General features: G+C 56.9%; 21 protein-coding genes. 11 read left to right on the forward strand and 10 right to left on the reverse strand.

What is annotated here, in order from left to right; translation table 11 throughout:
• Window positions 1-83 precede the first annotated feature (83 nt).
• The 8 genes from ACM6I7_RS20210 to ACM6I7_RS20245 form a co-directional block, all read right to left on the reverse strand.
• Window positions 84-761 carry an energy-coupling factor ABC transporter permease gene (locus tag ACM6I7_RS20210; RefSeq protein ID WP_103367102.1) on the reverse strand — a complete coding sequence of 226 codons (678 nt, stop codon included), beginning with the start codon at window positions 759-761 and terminating at the stop codon, window positions 84-86.
• Between the two features lie 57 nt (window positions 762-818).
• Window positions 819-1,259, reverse strand: a complete 441-nt coding sequence (locus ACM6I7_RS20215) for a nitrile hydratase accessory protein (RefSeq protein WP_414889142.1) — start codon at window positions 1,257-1,259, stop codon at window positions 819-821.
• Complete coding sequence (nthB, locus tag ACM6I7_RS20220) at window positions 1,256-1,909, reverse strand: nitrile hydratase subunit beta (RefSeq protein WP_414889143.1); 654 nt, start codon at window positions 1,907-1,909, stop codon at window positions 1,256-1,258. The genes ACM6I7_RS20215 and nthB overlap by 4 nt, the downstream gene beginning before the upstream one ends.
• 19 nt (window positions 1,910-1,928) lie before the next feature.
• Window positions 1,929-2,561, reverse strand: a complete 633-nt coding sequence (gene nthA, locus ACM6I7_RS20225) for a nitrile hydratase subunit alpha (protein WP_115984656.1) — start codon at window positions 2,559-2,561, stop codon at window positions 1,929-1,931.
• A gap of 49 nt (window positions 2,562-2,610) precedes the next feature.
• A complete protein-coding gene (locus ACM6I7_RS20230) occupies window positions 2,611-4,125 on the reverse strand; it encodes an amidase (protein ID WP_103367106.1) in 1,515 nt (504 codons plus the stop codon).
• Window positions 4,126-4,340: 215 nt separating this feature from the next.
• Window positions 4,341-4,865, reverse strand: coding sequence for a group I truncated hemoglobin (locus ACM6I7_RS20235; RefSeq protein ID WP_097089780.1), 525 nt, complete (start codon window positions 4,863-4,865; stop codon window positions 4,341-4,343).
• Window positions 4,866-4,945: 80 nt separating this feature from the next.
• A complete protein-coding gene (locus tag ACM6I7_RS20240; RefSeq protein ID WP_097089778.1) occupies window positions 4,946-5,812 on the reverse strand; it encodes a transporter in 867 nt (288 codons plus the stop codon).
• A gap of 87 nt (window positions 5,813-5,899) precedes the next feature.
• A complete protein-coding gene (locus tag ACM6I7_RS20245) occupies window positions 5,900-6,955 on the reverse strand; it encodes a phenylacetaldoxime dehydratase family protein (RefSeq protein ID WP_097089776.1) in 1,056 nt (351 codons plus the stop codon).
• A 562-nt stretch (window positions 6,956-7,517) separates the two neighbouring features.
• Between ACM6I7_RS20245 and ACM6I7_RS20250 the strand changes: the two genes are divergently transcribed.
• Window positions 7,518-8,453, forward strand: a complete 936-nt coding sequence (locus tag ACM6I7_RS20250; RefSeq protein ID WP_027611804.1) for a helix-turn-helix domain-containing protein — start codon at window positions 7,518-7,520, stop codon at window positions 8,451-8,453.
• Between the two features lie 37 nt (window positions 8,454-8,490).
• Here the strand turns inward: ACM6I7_RS20250 and ACM6I7_RS20255 are convergent, their stop codons facing one another.
• The gene (locus ACM6I7_RS20255) at window positions 8,491-8,916 is read right to left on the reverse strand and encodes a winged helix-turn-helix transcriptional regulator (RefSeq protein ID WP_285374175.1); all 426 of its coding nucleotides are present in this window, start codon (window positions 8,914-8,916) and stop codon (window positions 8,491-8,493) included.
• Window positions 8,917-9,015: 99 nt separating this feature from the next.
• On the opposite strand from ACM6I7_RS20255, the gene ACM6I7_RS20260 reads away from it, so the two are divergent.
• Window positions 9,016-9,867 carry an SDR family oxidoreductase gene (locus ACM6I7_RS20260; protein WP_285374174.1) on the forward strand — a complete coding sequence of 284 codons (852 nt, stop codon included), beginning with the start codon at window positions 9,016-9,018 and terminating at the stop codon, window positions 9,865-9,867.
• 182 nt (window positions 9,868-10,049) lie between these two features.
• On the opposite strand, the gene ACM6I7_RS20265 is transcribed toward ACM6I7_RS20260, so the two are convergent.
• The gene (locus ACM6I7_RS20265; protein ID WP_139053987.1) at window positions 10,050-10,928 is read right to left on the reverse strand and encodes a LysR substrate-binding domain-containing protein; all 879 of its coding nucleotides are present in this window, start codon (window positions 10,926-10,928) and stop codon (window positions 10,050-10,052) included.
• A 154-nt stretch (window positions 10,929-11,082) separates the two neighbouring features.
• Here ACM6I7_RS20265 and ACM6I7_RS20270 point away from each other — a divergent pair, with 154 nt between their 5' ends.
• From ACM6I7_RS20270 to ACM6I7_RS20310, 9 genes are all read left to right on the forward strand, one after another.
• A complete protein-coding gene (locus tag ACM6I7_RS20270) occupies window positions 11,083-11,508 on the forward strand; it encodes a VOC family protein (protein ID WP_039762906.1) in 426 nt (141 codons plus the stop codon).
• A 113-nt stretch (window positions 11,509-11,621) separates the two neighbouring features.
• Window positions 11,622-12,905, forward strand: coding sequence for a cation:dicarboxylate symporter family transporter (locus ACM6I7_RS20275; RefSeq protein WP_097089773.1), 1,284 nt, complete (start codon window positions 11,622-11,624; stop codon window positions 12,903-12,905).
• A gap of 119 nt (window positions 12,906-13,024) precedes the next feature.
• Window positions 13,025-14,128 (forward strand): alkene reductase, encoded by a 1,104-nt coding sequence (locus ACM6I7_RS20280; protein WP_414889144.1) that lies wholly within the window; start codon window positions 13,025-13,027, stop codon window positions 14,126-14,128.
• A gap of 32 nt (window positions 14,129-14,160) precedes the next feature.
• Complete coding sequence (locus ACM6I7_RS20285; RefSeq protein WP_027611808.1) at window positions 14,161-14,904, forward strand: SDR family oxidoreductase; 744 nt, start codon at window positions 14,161-14,163, stop codon at window positions 14,902-14,904.
• A gap of 69 nt (window positions 14,905-14,973) precedes the next feature.
• Window positions 14,974-15,354 (forward strand): nuclear transport factor 2 family protein, encoded by a 381-nt coding sequence (locus ACM6I7_RS20290; protein WP_414889145.1) that lies wholly within the window; start codon window positions 14,974-14,976, stop codon window positions 15,352-15,354.
• 59 nt (window positions 15,355-15,413) lie between these two features.
• Entirely contained in the window at window positions 15,414-15,818 is a 405-nt protein-coding gene (locus ACM6I7_RS20295) for a nuclear transport factor 2 family protein (RefSeq protein ID WP_414889146.1), read from the forward strand.
• Between the two features lie 82 nt (window positions 15,819-15,900).
• On the forward strand, window positions 15,901-16,338 hold the full coding sequence (locus tag ACM6I7_RS20300; RefSeq protein WP_097089769.1) for an SRPBCC family protein: 438 nt from the start codon (window positions 15,901-15,903) through the stop codon (window positions 16,336-16,338).
• 131 nt (window positions 16,339-16,469) lie between these two features.
• A complete protein-coding gene (locus tag ACM6I7_RS20305; protein WP_414889147.1) occupies window positions 16,470-17,147 on the forward strand; it encodes a dTMP kinase in 678 nt (225 codons plus the stop codon).
• Window positions 17,148-17,718: 571 nt separating this feature from the next.
• On the forward strand, window positions 17,719-21,432 hold the full coding sequence (locus ACM6I7_RS20310; RefSeq protein ID WP_414889148.1) for a hypothetical protein: 3,714 nt from the start codon (window positions 17,719-17,721) through the stop codon (window positions 21,430-21,432).
• The last annotated feature ends 41 nt before the right edge of the window (window positions 21,433-21,473 follow it).

A 21,473-nucleotide genomic window follows, 5' to 3' on the forward strand; every position in this document is an offset into this window, starting at 1 on the left:
GGGCGGCTCCTGCGGTTGATACCCCGAGCATTACGCTCTTCGAATGCTCGGGGGCAGGCTGATGCGGACTGGAGTGCGTCGACTCAGGCGGCCTGGTACAGACGGCGTTCGAGCAGCGAACTACCCCGCAGACGATGGCTGGCCTTGGCCGCGGCCAGTACGGCCAGGTCCAGCAACGGTTCGAGGGTGATCACGGTCATGTAGGCACTGCCAAAGGTCAGAATCGACAGGGCGTTTTCGGCTGTGAAGCCTTTTCCGTAGAAAGCCCAGAACGCCACCCAGGCGACAATGCCTGCCTGAAAGGCGGTCGACAGCCCCAGCGCTTGTCTGTAGCTCAGTTCCACATACGGCGTGTCGGGCGCAATGATGCGTTTGGCCAGGGCAGCGACTGCGCACAGCGGTACCAGTAGCGTGGTGACGTTCATGCCATATTGCGGCAGGTCGAATGGCGCGAAGAACAGGCCCTGAATCAGCAGCCCCAGGGCGAGACCCGCCGCAGCAGGTGCGGCGCCAAGCAGCAGAAACAGCGTTGACCCCAGGATGAGATGCACCTCGGAAACACCGACCGGATAGTGCGGCAGCAGCTCGAAGAAGCTGAAGACCAGAGCCGTGGCAGTGACAGTCCGAGCCAGCAGCGAAAAGACCCCACGCTCACCGATGGCTTGCGCAGCGAGTTTGACGGTGTAGGCGCCGACACCTGCGGCAGTGACATAGCTCAGCCAGAGTTTTCCGGCTTCCACCAGATCAGGTTCGATATGCATGACGGATGCTCCTTGGCCGCTTCGCGACCTCGATAGTAAAAAAACGGATGACTGCGGTCAGTTTGCGGCTCGGCTTATCGCTACCGGCTCGCGCCGTGGCAGGTGTTCGTGCTCGTGTCCATGGGGCGGTGGGCAACTCGCATTGAGCAGCGTGACCGGTTGTCCATGGGGCGTGTTCACGTAGGCTTGCTGCCATTCCTCGGTGCGCCGGGTGATGTCTTCGAAAGCGGTCAAACCGAGCGCGGTAACCATCCTTTCCATGGCCGCAATCCACTGCCGGTAGTAAGCGTCGTTGATGCTTTCTCCGGGCTGCGCCGGGCTTGCCTTGATCTCATCGCTGAATGTCTGCACCCAGTCCTTCCAGGGAAATAGACCGGTTTGGTGCAGGTGTAGCAGCAGGGAAAAGGCCTGGGCCTGCCAGGGTTTGTCGAACACTGGGCCTTCATTGTCCAGAGATAGCCCGGTGATGGGCGGGATGTGAAGCTTGCTGGCGTTCATACGGCCTCCAGATAGTTGTCCCACAGATCAATGCAGACACTGTCCGGTCGCGCCACGCCCCACAGTTCTGTCGCACTGAAGCGCACGGCGTAGACCTGTTGCGGTTGTTCGCCCAGACCGTGGGCCATCGTGTCAGGGGTGGCAAACGCACCGTGCGCAATCTCGATGGTCCCGACCTTGCCGCGCGCATAACGCGGCAGTCGGGTGTGGGTGGTTGGATTGAAATTTTTCGTCCGCACTCGGTCACCGACCCGGAAACGACCGGCGACCGGCTCCTTCGCCCTGGATGAAGCGCCGCCAAGAGTCACCGCCTCGACGATGTCTGGTGTGAGCACCGTTGGGGGCTGCGTCGGCGAGGCCGGTTTGACCGTGCCCTGCAGTTCGCCAGCGCTGATCACGCCTTTTTCCAGCAGCAAGGTCTCGAAGGCGTGCAGCCAGTGTTCGTAGTAACTCGACTGCAAGTATTCCGCCGGTTGCATGCGTTCGATGCAATGGCGGAATTCGTCGACATTGAAGTAGCCGCCGACGAAGAGCGAGGCAAACAGCGGAAAGATCCTGCGTTCCCAGTCGTGATGGAACACCGGTTCATTGTCTTCGGTGAGCACCGGGCCGAACCCGTGCATACCGCCTAAGTCGTGTACACCGTTCATGGTTTTCTCCTTCGCGGGGTCAGGCTGCGTCGCCCGGTATCTTGGCCAGGCCGGTACCGATCATGGCGTCACGCGTCACCAGCTCGACCAGGCGTTCCTCGCTCCAGCCGTCTGTGCCCGCCGGACGTTCCGGCAGTACCAGGTAGCGCAACTCGGCACTGCTGTCCCAGACCCGCACTTCCTTGTCATCGGGAACAAGCAAACCGAATTCGGCCAGTACGCCGCGTGGGTCGATGACTATCCGTGAGCGATAGGGCGCGGATTTGTACCAGGCGGGGGGCAAGCCCAGGGTTGGCCAGGGGTAACAGGAGCACAGCGTGCAGACCGTCACGTTGTGCACGGCCGCGGTGTTCTCCACCACCACCATGTCTTCGCCCTGCACGCCGGAAAAACCCAGTTCGGCAATCGCCGCGGTGGCATCTTCCAGCAGTCGGTGTTTGTAATCGGGATCGAACCAGGCCTTGGCGACCACCTGAGCGCCGTTGCGCGGGCCGACCTTGTGCTGATAAGTGTCCACCAGCGCATCCATGGCGGTCGGGTCGACCAGACCCTTTTCGATCAACAGGGATTCGAGCGCCTTGACGCGCAGGGCGATGGCCTCGGGGGGCTCGGTGTGATCGTGATCGTGATGATGTTCGTGCGTATGGCTCATGTTTTGACCCCTCTGAATTTGCTACTCACGTTCAGCGCGATGCGCCGATTTACAGCGTCCGCCAATCGACAGAGGCCTCGAATGCCGCTGCCGCTTGATACAGGGTGCCTTCGGCATAATGTTTTCCGACAAGCATCAGCCCCACGGGCAGTCCGTCCACCAGGCCGCAAGGGATCGACATGGCGGGGTGCCCGGTAATGTCCTGAGCGGCCGTATTGCCCAGCATCTCCAACGCACGTGTGACGGTTTCGGTGATGGAAGAGCCCGGTTCAGGGAGTGGCTGGGCGGTGATCGGCACGGTCGGCATGACGAGCAGGTCATAGGTATTCAGCGCCCGGTCATAGGCGGCCCGGGCAAAGCGTGCAATGTTCTGGGCCTTGGCGTAGTAGCGACCGTGGTAGCGCTCCAGACCGAACTGACCCACGAACATGCACAGCTTGAGTGATGGCGACAGTGCGTCGGCCTGGTCACGCCAACCGGCCTGTTTGTCCAGCAGGCCCACGTCGTAAAGCCCCTTCCAGTTAAAACCCGCGCCGTTGCCGTGCATCATTTGCATGGTCAGGCCTTCACAGCCGATAGGGCTCCACAATGCCCCCGCCAGGTTGTGTTCGGGAACCGAGACTTCCTCGACCCGCGCACCCAACGCCTCGAGCCGGGCGATAGCGCTGCGCACCTTTTCTGCGATGCGCGGGTCCTGGTTAGCGAGTTGGAAACCTTCCTGGAGAATTCCGATCCGCAGCCCGGTCACGCCTCGTTCCAGATAATCGCTATAGGCATCGACCTCAGGAGCGGTCTGGCGCGGGTCGAGGCCATCGATGCCGGCCATCACTTCAAGCATCAGAGCGTTATCCCGGACGTTGCTCGTCATCGGGCCGACATGGTCGAAAGTTGCCTCGATCGCCATGACGCCGGTATAGGGCACCAGACCGAAGGTGGGCTTCATTCCATAAATGCCGCACCAGGCTGCCGGAATGCGGATGGAGCCGCCCTGGTCGCCACCGACAGCCAGGTCGACTTCACCCGACGCCACCAGCGCTGCGCTGCCGGAAGACGAGCCGCCGGTGGTGAATCCATGGCGATAAGGATTGTGCACAGGGGCTGGGTCTGAGGTATGGCTACCACCGGAGAGGCAGTAATGTTCACAAGTGGCTTTGCCGAGGATGGTGGCGCCAGCGTCGAGCAGACGTGTCACCACAGTGGCATCAAACGACGGTACGAATCCTTCCAGTGGCGCGGCACCGTTCATCATCGGGACACCGGCCAGAGAGATATTGTCCTTGAGCGCAACCGTCTTGCCGGCAAGCTTGCCCGAACTGGCGCCCATCACCTCGGTTCTGTAGTACCAGGCGTTCAGCGGATTGTCCGTACTTGAAGGGCGGTAACCGGCACTGCGCTCGTAGCACACCGGGGGGATGAAGTCTGGCAACTCATCGACGAGATCGTAGGCATCAAAACTGGATTGCATGAGCGCCAGGTATTCGCTGGCTTGCTCGGGAGTCAACTGTATGTGCAGGCGGCTGGCGAGATCCTGCACTTGTTCGAGCGTCGGGCGGATGATGGCCATGGGGTGTCCTGTGTCCTGTGCCAACCTGCTGGGTTGGCAATGTCTGTTCAAACGTCGTCTCGGAGAAGCCCGGTTACGGTGCGCACGATTGGCGATGTCGCGACCGGGCTGGTATCAAGCTATCTGCGCACATTGAGCGGCGCTTGGTTGAGGAGGACATTCACTTGGTTGAGCGGGACGCCGTATTGCGGTGGCGCCGGTTTTTGCCGAGCGTGTCAGTCTTCGGATTCGGCCGTGGTCGGTTTTCGGGACGACTTCCCGGGTTTCGGCCAGACAACCCCGACGCTCTTCATGCCTTTGGCCGGGTCCATTTCCGGGTGCGCGAGTACCACATCCCGATAGGAGGGGCTGCCGATCACCGCCGGTTTGAACTTGATGAGGAAGTCATTGACCTCCTTGCGCAGGTCCGGGGCCAGGCCGTAGTCGTCGTAGCAGGCCTCCAGACAATCGAGCACCGCTTGCCAGTGCACCTCGGTCAGCCCCATCCCGCGATGCGCGGTGACCATGTCTCGGCCCCTGTATTTGGCGCTGCCACCCCAGTGCTCGGAAAGGAAGTCGACAAAATTGATGTGTTCCTTCTGGAACGTCGATTCCGACATATGGGCCCAGATGTGGCCGATGGCGGGGTGGCCCATGGTTTTTCTCAACACGGCGCCTGCGAACTGATAAATCGCGTCATAGCCGCCAAGACGGGTGTAGAGGGAAGGTTGTTGTTCTGCGGTGGGTTGCTGGTCGGTCATTGTCGGGTTACTCCGTTTAAGATCAGGGGCATCTCATGAGCCGGTTGGCACGCTGGATACGGGCTGCGCGGAGGAGGGGGCTAGAAAACCCTGACGTAGCGCAGGTTCATGCGAAAGTCCTCTTTGGGGCCGTTCTCCACCGCAAGGTCGCGTCCAAGTTGCACCTGGAATTGGTCCCTGGCGGTCAGAAACTTTCTGGCCGTAACGCGGACGTTAGTGGTTTCCATCCTGTCATCCTGGTTGACACCATCGACCTGGTTTTCCCCACCCCAACTGTGGCCGAAGCCGATCGCCAGCGCCGTTGTCTCGTCGGGCATGTAGCGCCCCATCAACTGGGCGCCATAGGAAACGTCCTGCTCGCGACGGGCAGAGCTGGCGCCGTAGTCGTTGTTGTCCCCGTACCAGATGGCGTCACCCACGAGGTCGATGGCCCACTTTTCTGTGAAGTGCTTGACGTAAGCGGCTTGCAGATCGAATTTCCAACGGTTCTCGCCAAGGTTGAGCGCGTCGTCCTTGTCGTAGTTGCCAGTTGGCACGTACAGGTAAGCGGTCGCGCCGAGAGTGTCGTTGGCGTCGTTGAGACGGTACTTGAGTGGCGCAGTAAGAATGAGGTCGCCGATGCCGCTGGCGTCGCCCAGCGCAGACGCATCACCACCGCCTGACACATGGCCGAAGGGCAACAGGAATTGCGGTTCGATGGTCAGCCGCTCGCTCAACTGGTAGACGTGCAGCAGACGCAAAATGCCGACGTCGGATGTCAGGTTGAAATCGGAGCTGGTCTTGTGCCCGTTGGAATAGGCTTTGTCGGTGCTGGCATGCTGGTAGTAGACCACGCCGATGGTCGCGCCCACGGGGAGCGGCTCGTAGTCGCCAGGATCGACCTCGAGCGCGTGGGAGGAAAGACTGGGGAGCAGGGCTGCAAGCGCCAGGTAGCGGAACCGTTTCATGATCGAAGATCCTTTTTTCGGGCAAAAAGAGCCCCGCTATCGCCAGTCAGGCAACGCGCAGGGCTAAAAGTGGAGTCAGCGATGGAGTCAGGCGGGCGACACGTGTGCGTCGCGCATCATCCCGGTCTGCGGGTGGCAGTTGATGTACTCGAACAGTTGCTGGCTACCATCCGCCACCGAGACCTCGTGATACAGCCGCAGCTTCGAAAGACCGCCGATCACGCGGAAGAACGTGGTGAAAATGCGCAGGTGAGTGGGGTGGGATTCTGCCCAGCGCTCCAGCTTGTCGAGCGATCGCCAGTGACCGATGTCATAGGCGATGTCGAGGAGATTGCCATCGAGGTCGATATTGCGTACGAAACGGTTGCTATAGCAGCCCAGCGCCTGTCCCTCGTCACGCAGGAAGTTCATGCCGTCTTGCAGGGGCGGCAGCATCTCGTTGAAATAGAGCGCGCGTTCTTCCTCGCCAGCTTCGACCCAGTCTTGTCCGGAGCGGATCAGCGTCAGGTTGTCGTGGCCACGTACGACGACCCTGCCGCCCTTGGCCGGATCGCCTGAAATGACTTGCAGCTCACTGGTCGGCTGCATCCAGTCGGTCTGGGAGATGGCAAAGCGGTCGCGCGCCGAGCCCCAGTAGCCGTGCTCTTCAATCTCGCCGCTGATGCCGTCCATGACCGCACCGACGCCTGGCAAATCGTCTTTGAAGGCATACAGCGTTTCGAACTGCTCGGCGCGCGGGGCCATGACTTCACGGAAATATCCCAGCCCCTCGCTCAGGCGCGCATCGTCGCCCCACCAATTCGCCACCGGCGGTGAAAGCAGCCAACGGTGATAGGCGACGGGATCACGCCAGTAGCCCACGGCGATGAAGTTTCCATACCCCTGATTGTCGAGGTGGTAGGTCAGGTCGTAATGCCCGGGGCCATCGGCGAGGGCGAAGCTGGCGTCAATGTAGCGTATGGCCTGCAGGGCGGCGGCGCGTTGTTCTTCGCGAAATTGCACCCCGAGGTAAGCCATCACGACTTGCTTCACGTTTTCGTCAGCCCGTCCCACAAACATGGGGAAGGGTGGCTGGTATTCGTCGTGGACGCGACGCGACAAAGTCCGCGGACATTTCAGATGTTTATCGATTGCAGATTCCATGGGGGCTCCTTTATTCCCGTCTCAAACGGACGGTTCGCTGTTCTACAGGCCAGTGGATGTTGTTGTTTTGCGATCAGGACCACGCCATCGGCGTTGCAGCGCCAAGGTCCCGAGTTGCACCAGGTAACTGGCGAACTCTTCGGGTGCCATGTCCCAGCGCTGTAAAAACCAGGACGAATCGGACAGTCGCTGCTGTTCTCGTCGTTGCATGAGGCACCTCGTCATTGGTGTCGGGAGGGACACGGCATGGAGTGAAAATTATCGAGGGGAGATGGGATGTGCTTGGCTCGAATGGACAACCGTTTGGTTAAAAAGGACAGCCGTAAATGGCCAGCTCATCGATGCGCAGTGATGGTGCGGGGCTTGTGAAACAAGGGACGAAATGCTCAGGAAAGTTGCAGGGGAAGTGCTGGGGAGGCACTGTCTGCCAAGTGTGCGGAGGGCGATCTCGCGGCGCGGCTAAGCGCTGGACGTGAGACTGAGCAGATGGCCTGATAATTGCTGAGCTCGCAAAAAACGTTACCACGCTTTTTTGTTGAACCGCCGCCGCGAGGTCCATGCAATGAGCCAGACATGTCAGTATTCAACGCTTGCCGTCACGGCGCCCCAACGGTTCGATTACTGGAAGGAGGTGGTGTGTCACCATTGCCTGGACGCCGACAGCAAACTGCTGGCGCAGAGCGATTTCGACGGGGCGCTGGAGGTGCATGGCATGGGGGCATTGGACATCTGCACGTTGTCCGCACCCTTGCATTATTGGGAGCGGACCGCCCAGCACCTGCGCAGCGACCCGAATGACGATTTGTGGTTGGGCTTTACCCGCAGCGGTTATGGCGAACTGGAGCAGGCTGACCGGCGGACGAAGCTGGCGGCGGACGATCTGTTCCTTTACGACGCATCCCAGCCCTTCAGATTCAGCTTCGGTGGTACCGATAACCACCTTGTGCGCATTCCGCGACAATTGCTCAGCCAGCGGCTGCCCGGCATAGCGGAGTGCACCGCCATGGTTCTGGATGATCGTCGTCCAGGGGTAATTCCGTTACGCGAAATGTTGCGCCAGGCCGCGAGCATGGCTTCAGGCTTCCAAAAACCAGGCTTGTCCAGTCGTTATTCCAGCACGTTGCTCGACCTCTTGGTGGTCAGCCTGGAGCTTCAGGATTTAAAGCAGACACATGACGAGTTGGACCTGTACGGCCGAATCATGAATTACATCCATCAGTATCTGACCGAGGCGGATCTTTCACTCGAGCGCATTGCTCAAGCTCACCATGTCTCCACGCGCACAGTGACGCGCGCTTTCGCCCGCCATCAGAAATCGCCGGTCGCGGAAATCTGGAAGGCACGGTTGTTCGCCAGCCGCGACGCGATCGAGCGTGGTCAAGTCCGTAGCATTTCCCAGGCGGCGCTGGATTTCGGCTTCTCGGACTTCTCTCATTTCAGCCACGCTTTTCGCAAGACCTTCGGCATTGCTCCCCATACTCTTCTGCGACGAGAGTGAAATGGACGGGCTTTAACGCTTCTCAAGCGAAAGACATTCAGCTTTTATCCACGGCTGCCATCTCTTGCTGACGCAGCACGGTTGCGTAGTGCGTTTCCACCCAATCGGCCAATTCGCGCACCCGTACTGCGGCTTCCATCCCCATAGGCGTCAGCGTGTATTCGACATGTGGCGGCACGACGTCATAGGCGTGACGCGCCACCATCCCATCGCCTTCCAACAACTGAAGCGTCTGCGCCAGCATTCGTTCGCTGACCCCGCCGATCTTGCGTCGTAACTGGCTGAACCGCAGCGTGCCAGGCAGCAGGGCAATCAGCACCAGCACACCCCAGCGGCTTGTCAGGTGGCTCAGGATTTCACGCGACGGGCACTCTGGCGCGAGCACGTCGCCGCGCCTCAATCGTTCGGACAATGGGACTGCAGACGGCTTTTCTGATGATTTCGAAGGCGCGTTCGTATTCATGCACTTACCTTTTTGTACGTACTTACTTTAAGTAATCTAATTTCTTATATTCGCTCATGGCTGTTTCTTCAACTCTTCCGTTCACCAAGGAGTCACCGCATGAGCATTGCCGTTACCGGAGCCACCGGCCAACTGGGCCGCCTCGTCATTGAGCACTTGAAGCAGCGAGTTGCCGCGAGCAGTATTCTTGCCCTGGCGCGCAAGCCGGAACAGGCAGAAGGGCTGGGCGTTGCGGCAAGGGCGTTCGACTATTCCAAGGCCGAGATGCTGGATGCGGCGTTGTCCGGAGTGGGAACCTTGCTGTTGATCTCCTCCAGCGAAATCGGGCAACGTGCTGCGCAGCACACCAATGTCATCGCGGCGGCGAAGAGGGTGGGCATCCAGCGCATTGTCTACACCAGTGTGTTGCACGCCGATTCGTCCGTGTTGCAACTTGCCGACGAACACCGCGCAACCGAGGCTGCCCTCAAGGCGTCCGGACTTTTCTACACGCTGTTGCGCAATGGTTGGTACACAGAAAACCACACCGGTTTCGCTGGTATGGCACTGGCTAACGGCGCGCTGTTTGGTAGTGCAGGCGAAGGCCGGATTTCGTCAGCGACACGCGAGGATCTGGCTGAAGCCGCCGCCGTGGTGTTGACTGCTGATGGCCATGAAAACGCGACCTATGAACTGGTCGGCGATAACTCATGGACGCTCACCGATCTGGCGGCAGAAATCTCGAAGCAGACCGGCAAGAACATCCCTTATCGCAACCTCCCGGAAGCCGACTACGCCGCCGCACTCGAAGGTGCCGGCTTGCCGAAGGAGCTCGCCGCAGCATTGGCTTCCTATGACGTCAGCGCTTCACAGGGAGCGCTCTACAGCAACGAGCGCGCTTTGGCTGAACTCATCGGGAGACCAACCACGCCGCTTGCTATCAGCGTCGAACGTGCGCTGAAGACGCACTGACGAATGCTGCCAAGCAGCAATGATCATGATCATGATCATGATCAGGCAGACAGGCAGTTCTGATTACCTGAAGCAAGGTCTGAAAAACACAGCGCCGTAGGTGGTTCGCCGTCAGGCGCTGAGTTCTTCAATCATTGCTGGCGTCGTCGCTGCACAGCATTTCGATCCGCGCTTGGCGACTATTATTCTGCAACGGCGGTTACCTGATCACTTATAAGCTGAGCCAAAATTCGCACAGGCTCGGTGAAACTCTGTCGAGATCGATGTACCAGCCCGATATCCCGGTGAAAGGTGTGTTGTCCCAAATCGATCGCTCGTACACCTTCGGGCCATTCCTGATGGGGCTCTGTCTGTGGCACCAGCGCTATGCCTACACCTTTTTCCACCAGTTTGATGATGGCCTCCAGTTCATCCAGTTCGCAAACTTCCTGCAAGGTGAAATGCATCTGTCGCAGGAAACGATCAACCTGCCGGCCGCCGAAAGATGATCGGTCATAGCGAATGAATGGCTGGCTGGACAGCAGTTCCGACCAGTCATTTCCCTCCAGCTCGCGTGGCACGATCAGTCGGTAGGGCTCTCGCGCCAGCGTCGTCCAGCGCAGGTCACTTTGAAGAGAGAAGGGCGGTCGAATGATGACAGCCATGTCGATTTCGCCGGCGTCTACGAGGTTCACCATCTCCATTGAAAGCCCTGGAATGACACGTGTGCGGCATTGCGGACACTGCTGGTGAAACTTCGCCAGCGCATCGGGCAAATAGGAACGTTGCACGGATGCGATCGCACCGATGTTGATGAGTATGTTGGTAGGTTGGCCCAGCGCAGTGGAACCCAGATTGTCGTATAGCCTGAGTAACTCCTGCGCCTGCAGAAGTATCTGGTGACCCATTTTGTTGAGATGGGCCGAACGTCCTTTCCTGTCGAAAATCTCAAAACCGAGTTCGGTTTCCAGGCGCTGAATCTGCGCGCTGACAGCGGCCTGGGTCAGGCCGATCTTGTTCCCGGCAGCGGCGAATGTGCCTTCCCGCGCCACCGCAATGAGTGTTTTCAGTTCTTTGATCATTCACAAATATTAATTGTGTTTCTGAGAAATATATATTGATTTTTATGTTTGGTTTTCCGTCCTAGGATGTTTTCCATCCCCGGCACCGGCTGAACCCAGAGAGCTGATGACGGTGGAAATGTTCGCCAACCAACAAAAAATATTTGGAGTTCTGATGAGCCTCTCGCCATTTCACCTCGCGATCCCTGTTTATGACCTGGCTGCGGCGCGCACCTTCTACGGTGAGGTCTTTGGTCTTGAAGAAGGGCGCTCCAGCACGCAATGGGTCGATTTCGATTTTTATGGTCACCAACTGGTGATCCACGAACATCCGAAAACAGCCTCACAAGAGAGCGTTCACAGCAACCCGGTCGACGGACACGATGTTCCTGTTCCGCACTTCGGCATCATTTTGGGTTGGGAACAATGGGAGGCGCTGGCCGAACGCTTGAAGTCCTTTGGTACCGAGTTTGTGATCGAACCGTACATTCGGTTCAAAGGCCAGGTAGGCGAGCAGGCCACCATGTTTCTCTTTGACCCGTGCGGCAACGCTCTTGAGTTCAAGGCGTTCAAGGATATGAGCCAGCTCTTCGCTAAATAGGAACACGCATGGCACAACCCGTTTGTGCCATTCGATCTCAAGTGAGCTGGAAGCTCATGACTCTAGCAACTGCGAATAGACGCAGACCTTTCATTCCAACAAGAAGGCTAGACATGAAACGTATTCCCTTGGTGTGGCAAATCGTTGCCGGGCTATTGCTTGGCGTGCTTGCAGGTTGGTACTTCAATACGCATCCGCACTATCAGACATGGGTGAGTGCGGAGATCCTCAAACCGCTCGGTGACATCTTTATCAAGATGATGAAGATGGTGGTTGTTCCGATCGTGTTCTGTTGCATGATTTTGGGGATCGCGGGCGGCGGTGACAGCAAATCGTTCGGCCGTATGGGGGTGAAGTCGCTCGGCTACTTCTTTGCGATTACCGCGCTGGCCATCGTCATAGGCCTGTGTTTTGCCAACCTCTTCGAACCAGGACGAGGAACCGATATTTCAGGCCTTTCGCATGGCGCTGCATCGATCACGCTTGAGCCGTCCAAAGGGGCGCTGGTGATTTTGCAGAACATCGTTCCAGACAACGTGATAGTGGCAATGTCAGAAGCGAAGTTGCTGTCGGTACTGTTCTTCGCTGTGCTGTTGGGGCTGGCGTTGAATGCTTTGCCCAAAGACCAAAGCGCGCCATTTATTGCGGTCGTGCAGAGCCTTTCCGATGCTATGTTCAAGGTGGTTTCCATTGTGATGGCCTACGCGCCGATAGGGGTGTTTGGCATGATCGGCGCGACCGTCGCGACGTTTGGTTTTGCCTCGCTGCTGCCGCTGCTCAAGTTGATTGGGGTGGTGTATCTGGCGCTGATGGTGTTCGCTTTAGTGGTACTGGGTGGCATTTGTTATTTGATTGGCGAAAACATCTTCAAGTTGATCCGCTACTTCCGTAATGAGTTGATTCTGGCGTTTTCCAGTGCCGCCTCAGCCGCCGTTATGCCGCAACTGATGACCAAACTGGAAAGCTACGGTGTACCGCGTCGGATCGTCAGTTTTGTGGTGCCGGTGGGGTATGCGTTCAATCTCGATGGCGCATCGATTTTTCTCGGTGTGGCGACCATTTTTGTGGCGCAACTCTATGGGATAGACCTGTCTCTGTCACAGCAGATTCTGTTGGTCGTGACGATGGTACTGACCTCGAAGGGCGCCGCAGGTGTGCCTGGGTTTGCAATCGTGATCTTGTCAGCCACCTTGGCCTCTGCCGGTCTTCCGTTGGAAGGTGTGGCATTGATCGCCGGCATTTTCAGGATTATCGACAGCGGCACCACCACGCTCAATGTACTGGGCAATGCGATTGCGCCGCTGGTTATCAGCAAGTGGGAGAAAGTCGCGCTAGAGCCCTCACGAACGGGTCATACAGACGACCACCTGTGTGACCAGGTGCAACGCTGCCGGTAACAGTCGTGAACACGATGGCAGCTTTTGAAACAGCATTATCACCAGCAAACGCCTGCTGACAGAGGGGCGTATTTTTTTAACCTTCCACTAGACGACCGGTCTATTCAGTCGAGGATTTTATGACGGCTAACACGTTTGATACCGACCTTTTTTCGCCCATGCAAATGGGCGCACTCCAATTGGCTAACCGAATTGTCATGGCACCTGTGACACGCAGCCGAATGGCCGAAGACGGCGTACCGAATGAAATGCACGCGACTTACTACGCCCAGCGCGCCAGTGCAGGCTTGATCATCGCCGAAGCGACCAATATTTCTCCCCAGGGGCGGGGTTACGCCATGACCCCGGGTATCTGGTCGGAGGCACAGGTAGCTGGCTGGAAAAAAGTCACTGACGCGGTGTACTCGGCGGGCGGCAAAATCGTCAGTCAGTTGTGGCACGTAGGGCGCTTTTCGAGTGTCGAGCTACAACCCAACGGAGAAGCGCCAGTAGCGCCTTCGGCGATCAAGGCCGAAGGCAGCACTTATACCGAGAAAGGCTTTGTCGAGGTGTCGATGCCTCGCGCACTGGAAACCTCGGAGATCCCTGGAATCATCGAGCAGTACAAGCTGGCCGCAGAAAATGCCCGGCGAGCCGGTTTCGATGGTGTGGAAGTGCATTCCGCCAACAGTTATCTGCTTGACCAGTTCCTGCGCGACTCCACCAATCAACGCACTGACCCATATGGCGGCTCCATCGAGAACCGGGCTCGACTGACGCTGGAAGTCACCGCAGCCGTGATTTCGATCTGGGGTAGCGATCGGGTCGGTATTCGCCTCTCGCCAGTTACACCCGATGCCGGAAATACACCTCCCGACAGCAATGTCATGGCGACTTACGGTTACCTGATTCAGCAGCTCAATCAATTCAATCTGGCTTATCTGCATTTTGTCGAAGGCGCCACGGCGACCTCCCGCACGGTCCCGGAAGGCGTGGATCTGGACGCGCTGAGTGCGCAGTTCGAAGGGCCATTCATTGGCAATAACAACTACGACCTGCCGATGGCGCTAGAGCGTCGTGCGCAGGGGCGGATCGATGCGGTGGCGTTTGGTCGTTTGTTCATTGCCAACCCCGACCTCGTGGAGCGTTTGCGTCGCGGGATCGAGCTCACCATCGCGCCACGCGAGAGTTACTACGGCGGCGGTGCCAAGGGTTACATCGACTGGCCAACCGCGAACGCCTGAACGACGGCATTTATCGATAAGAGGTAATGAGCATGAATTATCTGCATAACAAAGTAGCGATCGTTACCGGCGCGTCTTCCGGCATCGGCGCCGCCACCACCCGCGCGCTTGTCGCCCAAGGCGTGCGCGTAGTGGCCGCTGCACTGGATGAACAGGGTCTGGAAAGCTTTGTCGCCGAGTTGCGGGCGGGCGGTAACGAAGTGGTCGCTTTTACCACCGACGTGACTCAGGCGCATCAGACCCAAGCGCTCGCGCAATTTGCGCATGAGACCTACGGCGCCGTAGACATTCTGGTGAACAACGCCGGGCTGATGCTTTTTTCCAACTGGGTCGACCTGGCGGTACAGGACTGGGAAAAGATGATCGACGTGAATATCAAAGGCTACCTCAACACTACGGCGGCGGTGCTGCCTTTCATGCTGGAGCGCAAGTCCGGGCAGATTCTCAATATGGACTCTGTTGCCGGTCATCAGGTCGGACCGGCGGCCGGTGTTTACAGCGCAACAAAATTTTTCGTTCAGGCCATGACCGAGTCCATGCGCAAGGAGCTCGGTGTGCAGCACGGCATCCGCGTCAACACGGTCAGCCCGGGTGTCATCAATACCGGCTGGGCCGACAAGGTCAGTGATCCTGAAGGGCGCAAGGCTGCCCAAGCGCTCAACCGAATTGCCATCGCCCCCGACGATATCGCGGGTGCGGTGATTTACGCGCTCAACCAACCGGAAAACGTCACTGTCAACGACTTGATCATCTCGCCGACCCGCCAGGATTGGTGACTGTTTACCGAGCCTTGTCCGTAAACCTTCCTTGCTTTCTTCAGCCATTTACTAACTCAGGAATACCTCATGTCCACGCCAACTTATGTTCAGGAATACAACGCAATCGTCGACGTGCTCAGCCAGTACAACGAAGGTGGTGCCAAAGCTGACAGCGCCTTGATGAAGCCCGCCTTCAACCAGCAGGCCACCATGTTCGGGGTCGACGAAGGCAGGCTCGTCGGCGGTGCGATCCAGAACCTGTACGACGTCATCTATAACGCTTTCCGCCCGTCTCCGGAAGCGCAAGCAGCGATCGTTCGCATCGACATCGTAGGCACGGCAGCCAGCGCCCGGGTCGATACCGACAATGTTTCAGGATTTCGTTTCACCGATTTTTTCAACCTGTTGAAGGTTGAAGGTCAGTGGACGATTGTCAGCAAGATCTACCACACCCACCCAAGCGCCTAAGCCGTTGAATGCAATTGGCGAGGTGCGTCGCGCCTCGTCCTTACTGGAAGGACAGACCCATGTCGAAAAACATCAAGGCAGTACCCACCGCTGAGTACAACGCTGTCATCGCCATTGCCAATCAGTATGTTGAAGGGCTGCGTGTGGGCAGTGCACAGAGCGTTGCGCAGGCGTTCCATAAAGACGCTGTGATGTACGGATTCACCAATGGTGAACTGCTGGGCGGCCCGATCAGGAATCTGTTTGATTTCGTAGAGAAGAACGGCGATGCCCCGAACATCATCACCCGACTCGACGTACTGGCGATCACGCCAACCACCGCCGTGGTTCGTGTCGATATGGAACAGGATGCAATCGGCGCTGATTACAACGATTACCTGACCCTGATCAAAATCGACGGGGCCTGGAAGGTCATTGCCAAGGTTTATCACCAATTCGCAGTGAGCGTCTTCCGGTCCTGTTGATCCATACCGGGACCGGATTTCATCCACCTCTGACGTGCGCAGAGGTCAGGTTCGAAAACAGTTGATTTTGAGGGTGTACACGATGTCGATGGTTGAGTTCTCCGCTGTCCTGGACAGCGATATAGCGCACGTCTGGAGCGTGTTGAAGAGGTTTGGTGAGATTGGTAAATGGCATCCCTCCATTTTGGAAAGCAGCATCGAGGACAACCAGCCCGATGGATTGGTTGGCTGTATTCGCAAACTCATATTGGTCGATGGTGCTGTGGTCAGGGAGCGTCTTTTGTCGGTCGATGATCGCAATACGATGCTGTCTTATCGCTTCGAGGAGGCTCCGTTACCGTTGGACAACTATGTAGCTACTGTTCAATTAGCCTCGCTGACTGGACAGTCAAAGACGTTCATCCGTTGGTCGGCAAGCTTCGATCTGCAAGATCTCAATACTGCCGAACACTATGAGGCGCTCGTTAGAGGACTGATCGTGGACGGCCACAACAGTCTCCAGTCATTTCTCCAGCAATAAGCTGCGGAGGGTGGTGAAGTAGGGTGAGGGCAGGGCCATGCCATTGGAAATGACAATTCAGCCACTGGAATGCCAGAAATGCCAGGAATGCGGTTAGAGTGACCCTCCATAAATCCATCGTTATGTGAACAATGAATCGTCCGCTGTTTGTTTCTCTGGATGGCCCCAAAGGCACCGGCAAAACCACGCTGTTGGAGGCCGTTACGACGGCACTGAGGGCCGGCAACAAGAAAGTCATCCGGCTCTGCGAGAGAAAAAGCGATCCTTTCCGGGGTGAAACCATGGCCCTGATCAACTCGCTTGTCAGAAATCCTTCCCGGGATCTGGAATGGGCTGTGTGCCAGCGCCTGGCTGATAGTCGGCGCTGGATTTCCCGAAACGTGCTGACGGAGCAGCCGCTGGACAGCATTATCCTGATTGATCGCTGGTATCCGTCTGATGCAGCGTTTCGCCGAACCATCCCGTTTGCCGAGATTCTCCAGTTGAACCTGGATCGAGACGTGCGAGTGCCTGACCTGCATGTTGGCGTTGTCACCAATCCGGACATTTCATGGGCAAGGGCTGCGACAAGATCGCGAGGATTGGGCGGCACTGTGATCCAGAAGTACGCAGAGCATATGGCGTGTACGGAGATGTTCGAGCAAGCGGTAAAGGAGCACGGCTGGGTTCTGTGCCGTAATGAGGGAACAATCGAAGACGCTACGATGCAGGTGGTTTCTGAGATATATAGAGTCCTTCGATGCGCCGTAGGCGAAGTTCGCTGCGCCAGCCTTGATGCGGTTGCGATAGCCGTAGATATAGATCGTTAGCAGGATCGAAGGGGGAATTTGTCGCCGTAGCGGTAGTTGGCTGATGCTTTGATTTGGGTATCTTTCATCGCGAGGCTTTCCGGATGGGCCATACAGACGGTTCGAGCGTCGATTGCCGGAGCCGGGGGATTGAGTTGGCTCAAAATGGGATTGGGGGATTGGTAGCTTGAAAGTACCTTTGGTAGAAGTTCTGTCCTGACACATTATTTAACAGAGTAGGTCGTTTCGCTGGGTGTTGCGTTTACAGTTCATGCCTCAAGTGCCCGGTTTTCCTAGGCTTGTGAGTCCAGTTCGTGGCCTACAATGAAAAAGCTATGTTGCACGTCTAAGTCCGCGCTCTGTTGCAAATAATTTGATACATGATTGAAAGAGACGCCAAAAAATGGAATTTCCAGGGTTAACAGGGCAATTGTTAATCGATCCAGAGCTTTGGAGTGCGACCCGATCAGGTGCACGGGCCGGTCGGGGTTTCCGATATCAGGACGCGGTAGCCGCTTGGCTCGCCTCAGTGGCGTGGAGTGGCGAAGCCACTTGGACGCGGCTCATTCCGGAAGGTGTCGACGACCTTACCTTGCACGGACCTGAACTTGAATTTAGAGCCCAGCTCAAGGCTAGGCATGATCCTCAGGGTGTCTTCTCCCAAGCCGAGACGGCAAAACATCTCGCCAAGAGTGCTAAGGATCTACCTCACGATTGGCTTGAATCCAATCGGGTGAGATTAGCGCTGGTGCTAGAGCGACCGCTTGAAGGTATTCAACCTACGGGTTGGATAGTCACGCTTGCCGAAAGTGACCAAGATCTGACGAAATTCGGAAGGTTTTTGGCAGAGGCCTTAGGGCAACCCGAGAACGGTGTGGTCGAGGCTTTACTAGCGCGCACCCACCTGGTGATCGAACCCAATCCGTTAGATCGTGGCTGCGCTGCTCTCACCAGTGCATCACTATCGCCTGCGGGTGTGCGGCTGGTGCTCCAACAACTTCGCGAACAGGCTGGGAAAGCATCTGACTCCAACTACTCAGCATCGAGCGAAAAACCAGAGACGTTGGACCGAAGCGACGTGCAGACGCGTATCGATGGAGTTCAAGGGATAATTGATCCTATCGGCTACGTTGCTTTGACAGATGGCCTCGCAGAGATTGCAAATTTCAGCGAACCTATGCCGGCTGGAGCCTTCTACCAAGGTGTCAACGTGGCACCAGGGCACGTCGGGGCCGGCCTTGTGTTTGCTCGGCCGGAGTTGATGGCGGACATTTTGACCGGTCTTGAGGCAAAGCGATTTACATTGGTCGCGGGCCCATCTGATGCGGGAAAATCAGCACTTGCCTGGTTGTCGGCTCACCATACACGTCATGCCGTGCGTTGGTACCGCATTCGGGAGCTGCAGGTTTCCGATGTAGCAAAACTTGTTCAGCTCGCGAAACTACTCGAAGCGAGCCCTGAGCGCCCCGTCGGTTTCGTCGTTGATGATGTGGGCCGTCAGGAGACGGCAGGATGGGACGCGCTCGTTCGGGAAGTGGAGGCTCAGGCAGGTCTGCTTACGATTGGGACGGTGAGAGAAGAGGACATCTTTCTTCTCTCATCTGCAGCTCGCACGCCAACGATCCGCCCCAAGCTCGATGAGAGCCTGGCATACGGAATCTGGAAAGCCCTGCAAGCTTCCAGCCCAGTAGCGTTCAGTCACTGGCAAGAGCCTTTTGAGCTAAGTAATGGTCTGCTTCTCGAGTACACCCATCTGCTAACTGCAGGGGAGCGCCTTGAGGAGACGATTCGTGAGCAGGTGCGTCGTCGTCTTGCTGAAGACCGCGGCGATGAGCTGATGATTCTAAGGACCATTTCTTTTGCTGCGGCTCAAGGGGCAGCGATAGATCCAGTTCGACTTCGAATGCTTTCTGGAATGGATGAACCTCGCTTTGCAAAGCTGCTTCAGCGTCTGGTCGATGAGCATGCGGTGCGCGCCAAGCCTGATGGAGCGCTTACGGGGTTGCACGAGATTCGTTCGACATATCTGGACGGAGCCATCCGAGATCTTCTTGGTGAAGCTCGCAGTCGGGCAGTTACAGCGGCTGCTGAGACCCTTGCGAGCGATACGTTTGCGCCTTTCATCGTCAGAGTCTTGCGACAATGGCCTGAAGAGGAAGCAGCGATGTTGGGAGGTCTCGTTGCTCGACTAAAGTCAGAAGAAGGGCAGTGCTGGCCCCCTGTTCTTCATGGACTCGGTCTCGCAAGTGCGGATCGAGTTGCAGAAAAATGGCTGAAAATCTCTCGCTCAGCAGATATTGATGACCGCTTAAGCGGGTTCACTTTTATGTTTACTCTTGCGAGTGTGGATTTCGGCGATGAACCGATGTTTGCCAAACCGAAGATAGCGCACGCCTCCTTCTCGAAAGTTGATGTCGCCGATCTTCGTAAAATATTGATCGAGATGGCAAAAGACGCTTGGCCGACCCAACTAAGTGTTAGTGAGACAGCTGAGCTCGCGGCTACGCTGTTGCCAATTGCCGGTTGCAAATCACCGCCGTCTATCAGGTGTCTTCCAAGTGGTGACTTGTCTGAAGCGCCCCTGGAAGATCTTCTAACTCTTCTCATCACGCTAAGAGAAGTAGATTTAGATGCTGCGCGGACCGTAGTCGATATGTCCGGGGGTACAACCGCTCTTATTAGTCGTTTGTACAATGAGAGGCCTTGGGTAACTCGCCCTGAAATCGGAGAGTCCGACGGCATGCTCAGTGTGACTGGGTACGTCCGTTTCGTTCATCCAGAGGTTCAGCCAGATCTGAACGAGGAGGTCGTACGCCTTTGCACGGCCATGAGCGCTGTGATACCTGATGCCGAGCTCCTCATCGCAGACGCGATTTTCAGCGACGGCAGTCCCGTTGGATATGGTGAGCACTCTCAGAACTCCAAACGTATGCCTCGGCATGCAGTGATTGCTCCGGCACGTATTGCCTGGAATCAGGCTGAAATTCGAGCGATCAATCGTTTGGTTGCTGCGCCGACCGAAACCCAGCGAACAACGGACTTAGCCGTCGCTGTCAATGAGCTTGGAGTCAAGCTGAGGGAGGCGGGGGATTTCTACTGTCGGATGGAAACTCCGGGAGCGAAGTGGAAAATGCTTCTACAGATTCGGGACTGGCTCACCACGTTCATTCAACCTCCGAGTATCAATGAATCGCTCACTGGACCTCTATCGGTAGGTAACTTGAGTGAAAGTGACAAACTTCATGACTTTGTTACAGGTCTGCAGCGGCTGATGACTGAGCTCACTGACGGTGTTTCGGAAAAACCGAACCTTATGGCTGCCCGGACAGCTAGCCTGGTGCGCGACGCAGAGTTATTACACCGCCCAGAGTTATGGCGCATGACTAGCGAGCCTCCGCTGGAAATGTTGGTTCAAATAGCCGATACGCTTCGGCAGATACGCGCTGTACTTGCCGACGCTGCTATGAATCCGGAGCAACGCGGTCAGTCTGCAAGCCGTTTTCGTACCATGAGTCGTCGCCACTCAGTTCTACGTCGCGCTGCGGAAGATGCGTTCCAAAGGGCTGATTCATTGACATCCGCTCGCCGAGAACAGATACGGCTCGCTATGGCGGACAAGGGGTTGGACGTCGAAGTGTATTCGCGTAGTCAGCCTGAAAGCAGTGGTGCTCAATGGCCAGATGCTGAGTTTGCTGTTCTCTTGAAGGTTGAGACCCTTTTTGATTGGTTAACCACGGAGGAGTCTTTCTCCGCAGTGGCAGCAGCACTATCGCCTCAAGTAACCGTTAGCTACGGAGCGGTAATCAATGGACGCTTAGCTCCTATGGGCATGACTTTCATAGTTTCGTTATTTCCCGACGCTACCTTCGCTGACAAATGGAAAGATAGCGTACCGTATTCTCCGATAATCGATGAAGACTTAAGGCTCTACGATGAGGCTTTGGAGGCCATCGGAGCTATGTCGGCAGCTTGCGCAGAATCAGGGCGTGAGATGAACGCCAAAGAGCTTGAGTTTGTAACCATCATGATGGAACGATGCGGGCGCAGTATGGAGTGCATAGCGACGAAGTTAGAAGGTTCTGCAGATGATGTACTTATCGACGTAGCAGGTTCTCTCAGTCGTGTGTTCAGTCGTTTTCAAAACGAGCTAGAAAACGAAGTGGCTGAAACAGTGGCGTCCGATTTGTCCGCTAGCCTTCGTGGGACGATGTCAGATCTGATGTATGAGGTTCTAGGCATTCGTTTAGCGCTTATGGAACGTGCTGCGCTTCAATTAGGTAGCAGCGATGTTCAAAGCATTCGTTAGGGGGGGGGGGGGGTGAGCTCAGGCAGGGCTTTCATAACAGT

The sequence above is a fragment of the Pseudomonas sp. IT-93MI4 genome, from assembly GCF_949767635.1.
GTDB classification, from domain to species: domain Bacteria; phylum Pseudomonadota; class Gammaproteobacteria; order Pseudomonadales; family Pseudomonadaceae; genus Aquipseudomonas; species Aquipseudomonas putida_A.

Coding starts and splice junctions, on each gene's coding strand:
- ACM6I7_RS20210 (WP_103367102.1), bottom strand. CDS start 761: ATGCATATCGAACCTGATCTGGTGGAAGCCGGAAAACTCTGGCTGAGC.
- ACM6I7_RS20215 (WP_414889142.1), bottom strand. CDS start 1,259: ATGAACGCCAGCAAGCTTCACATCCCGCCCATCACCGGGCTATCTCTG.
- nthB (WP_414889143.1), bottom strand. CDS start 1,909: ATGAACGGTGTACACGACTTAGGCGGTATGCACGGGTTCGGCCCGGTG.
- nthA (WP_115984656.1), bottom strand. CDS start 2,561: ATGAGCCATACGCACGAACATCATCACGATCACGATCACACCGAGCCC.
- ACM6I7_RS20230 (WP_103367106.1), bottom strand. CDS start 4,125: ATGGCCATCATCCGCCCGACGCTCGAACAAGTGCAGGATCTCGCCAGC.
- ACM6I7_RS20235 (WP_097089780.1), bottom strand. CDS start 4,865: ATGACCGACCAGCAACCCACCGCAGAACAACAACCTTCCCTCTACACC.
- ACM6I7_RS20240 (WP_097089778.1), bottom strand. CDS start 5,812: ATGAAACGGTTCCGCTACCTGGCGCTTGCAGCCCTGCTCCCCAGTCTT.
- ACM6I7_RS20245 (WP_097089776.1), bottom strand. CDS start 6,955: ATGGAATCTGCAATCGATAAACATCTGAAATGTCCGCGGACTTTGTCG.
- ACM6I7_RS20250 (WP_027611804.1), top strand. CDS start 7,518: ATGAGCCAGACATGTCAGTATTCAACGCTTGCCGTCACGGCGCCCCAA.
- ACM6I7_RS20255 (WP_285374175.1), bottom strand. CDS start 8,916: ATGAATACGAACGCGCCTTCGAAATCATCAGAAAAGCCGTCTGCAGTC.
- ACM6I7_RS20260 (WP_285374174.1), top strand. CDS start 9,016: ATGAGCATTGCCGTTACCGGAGCCACCGGCCAACTGGGCCGCCTCGTC.
- ACM6I7_RS20265 (WP_139053987.1), bottom strand. CDS start 10,928: ATGATCAAAGAACTGAAAACACTCATTGCGGTGGCGCGGGAAGGCACA.
- ACM6I7_RS20270 (WP_039762906.1), top strand. CDS start 11,083: ATGAGCCTCTCGCCATTTCACCTCGCGATCCCTGTTTATGACCTGGCT.
- ACM6I7_RS20275 (WP_097089773.1), top strand. CDS start 11,622: ATGAAACGTATTCCCTTGGTGTGGCAAATCGTTGCCGGGCTATTGCTT.
- ACM6I7_RS20280 (WP_414889144.1), top strand. CDS start 13,025: ATGACGGCTAACACGTTTGATACCGACCTTTTTTCGCCCATGCAAATG.
- ACM6I7_RS20285 (WP_027611808.1), top strand. CDS start 14,161: ATGAATTATCTGCATAACAAAGTAGCGATCGTTACCGGCGCGTCTTCC.
- ACM6I7_RS20290 (WP_414889145.1), top strand. CDS start 14,974: ATGTCCACGCCAACTTATGTTCAGGAATACAACGCAATCGTCGACGTG.
- ACM6I7_RS20295 (WP_414889146.1), top strand. CDS start 15,414: ATGTCGAAAAACATCAAGGCAGTACCCACCGCTGAGTACAACGCTGTC.
- ACM6I7_RS20300 (WP_097089769.1), top strand. CDS start 15,901: ATGTCGATGGTTGAGTTCTCCGCTGTCCTGGACAGCGATATAGCGCAC.
- ACM6I7_RS20305 (WP_414889147.1), top strand. CDS start 16,470: ATGAATCGTCCGCTGTTTGTTTCTCTGGATGGCCCCAAAGGCACCGGC.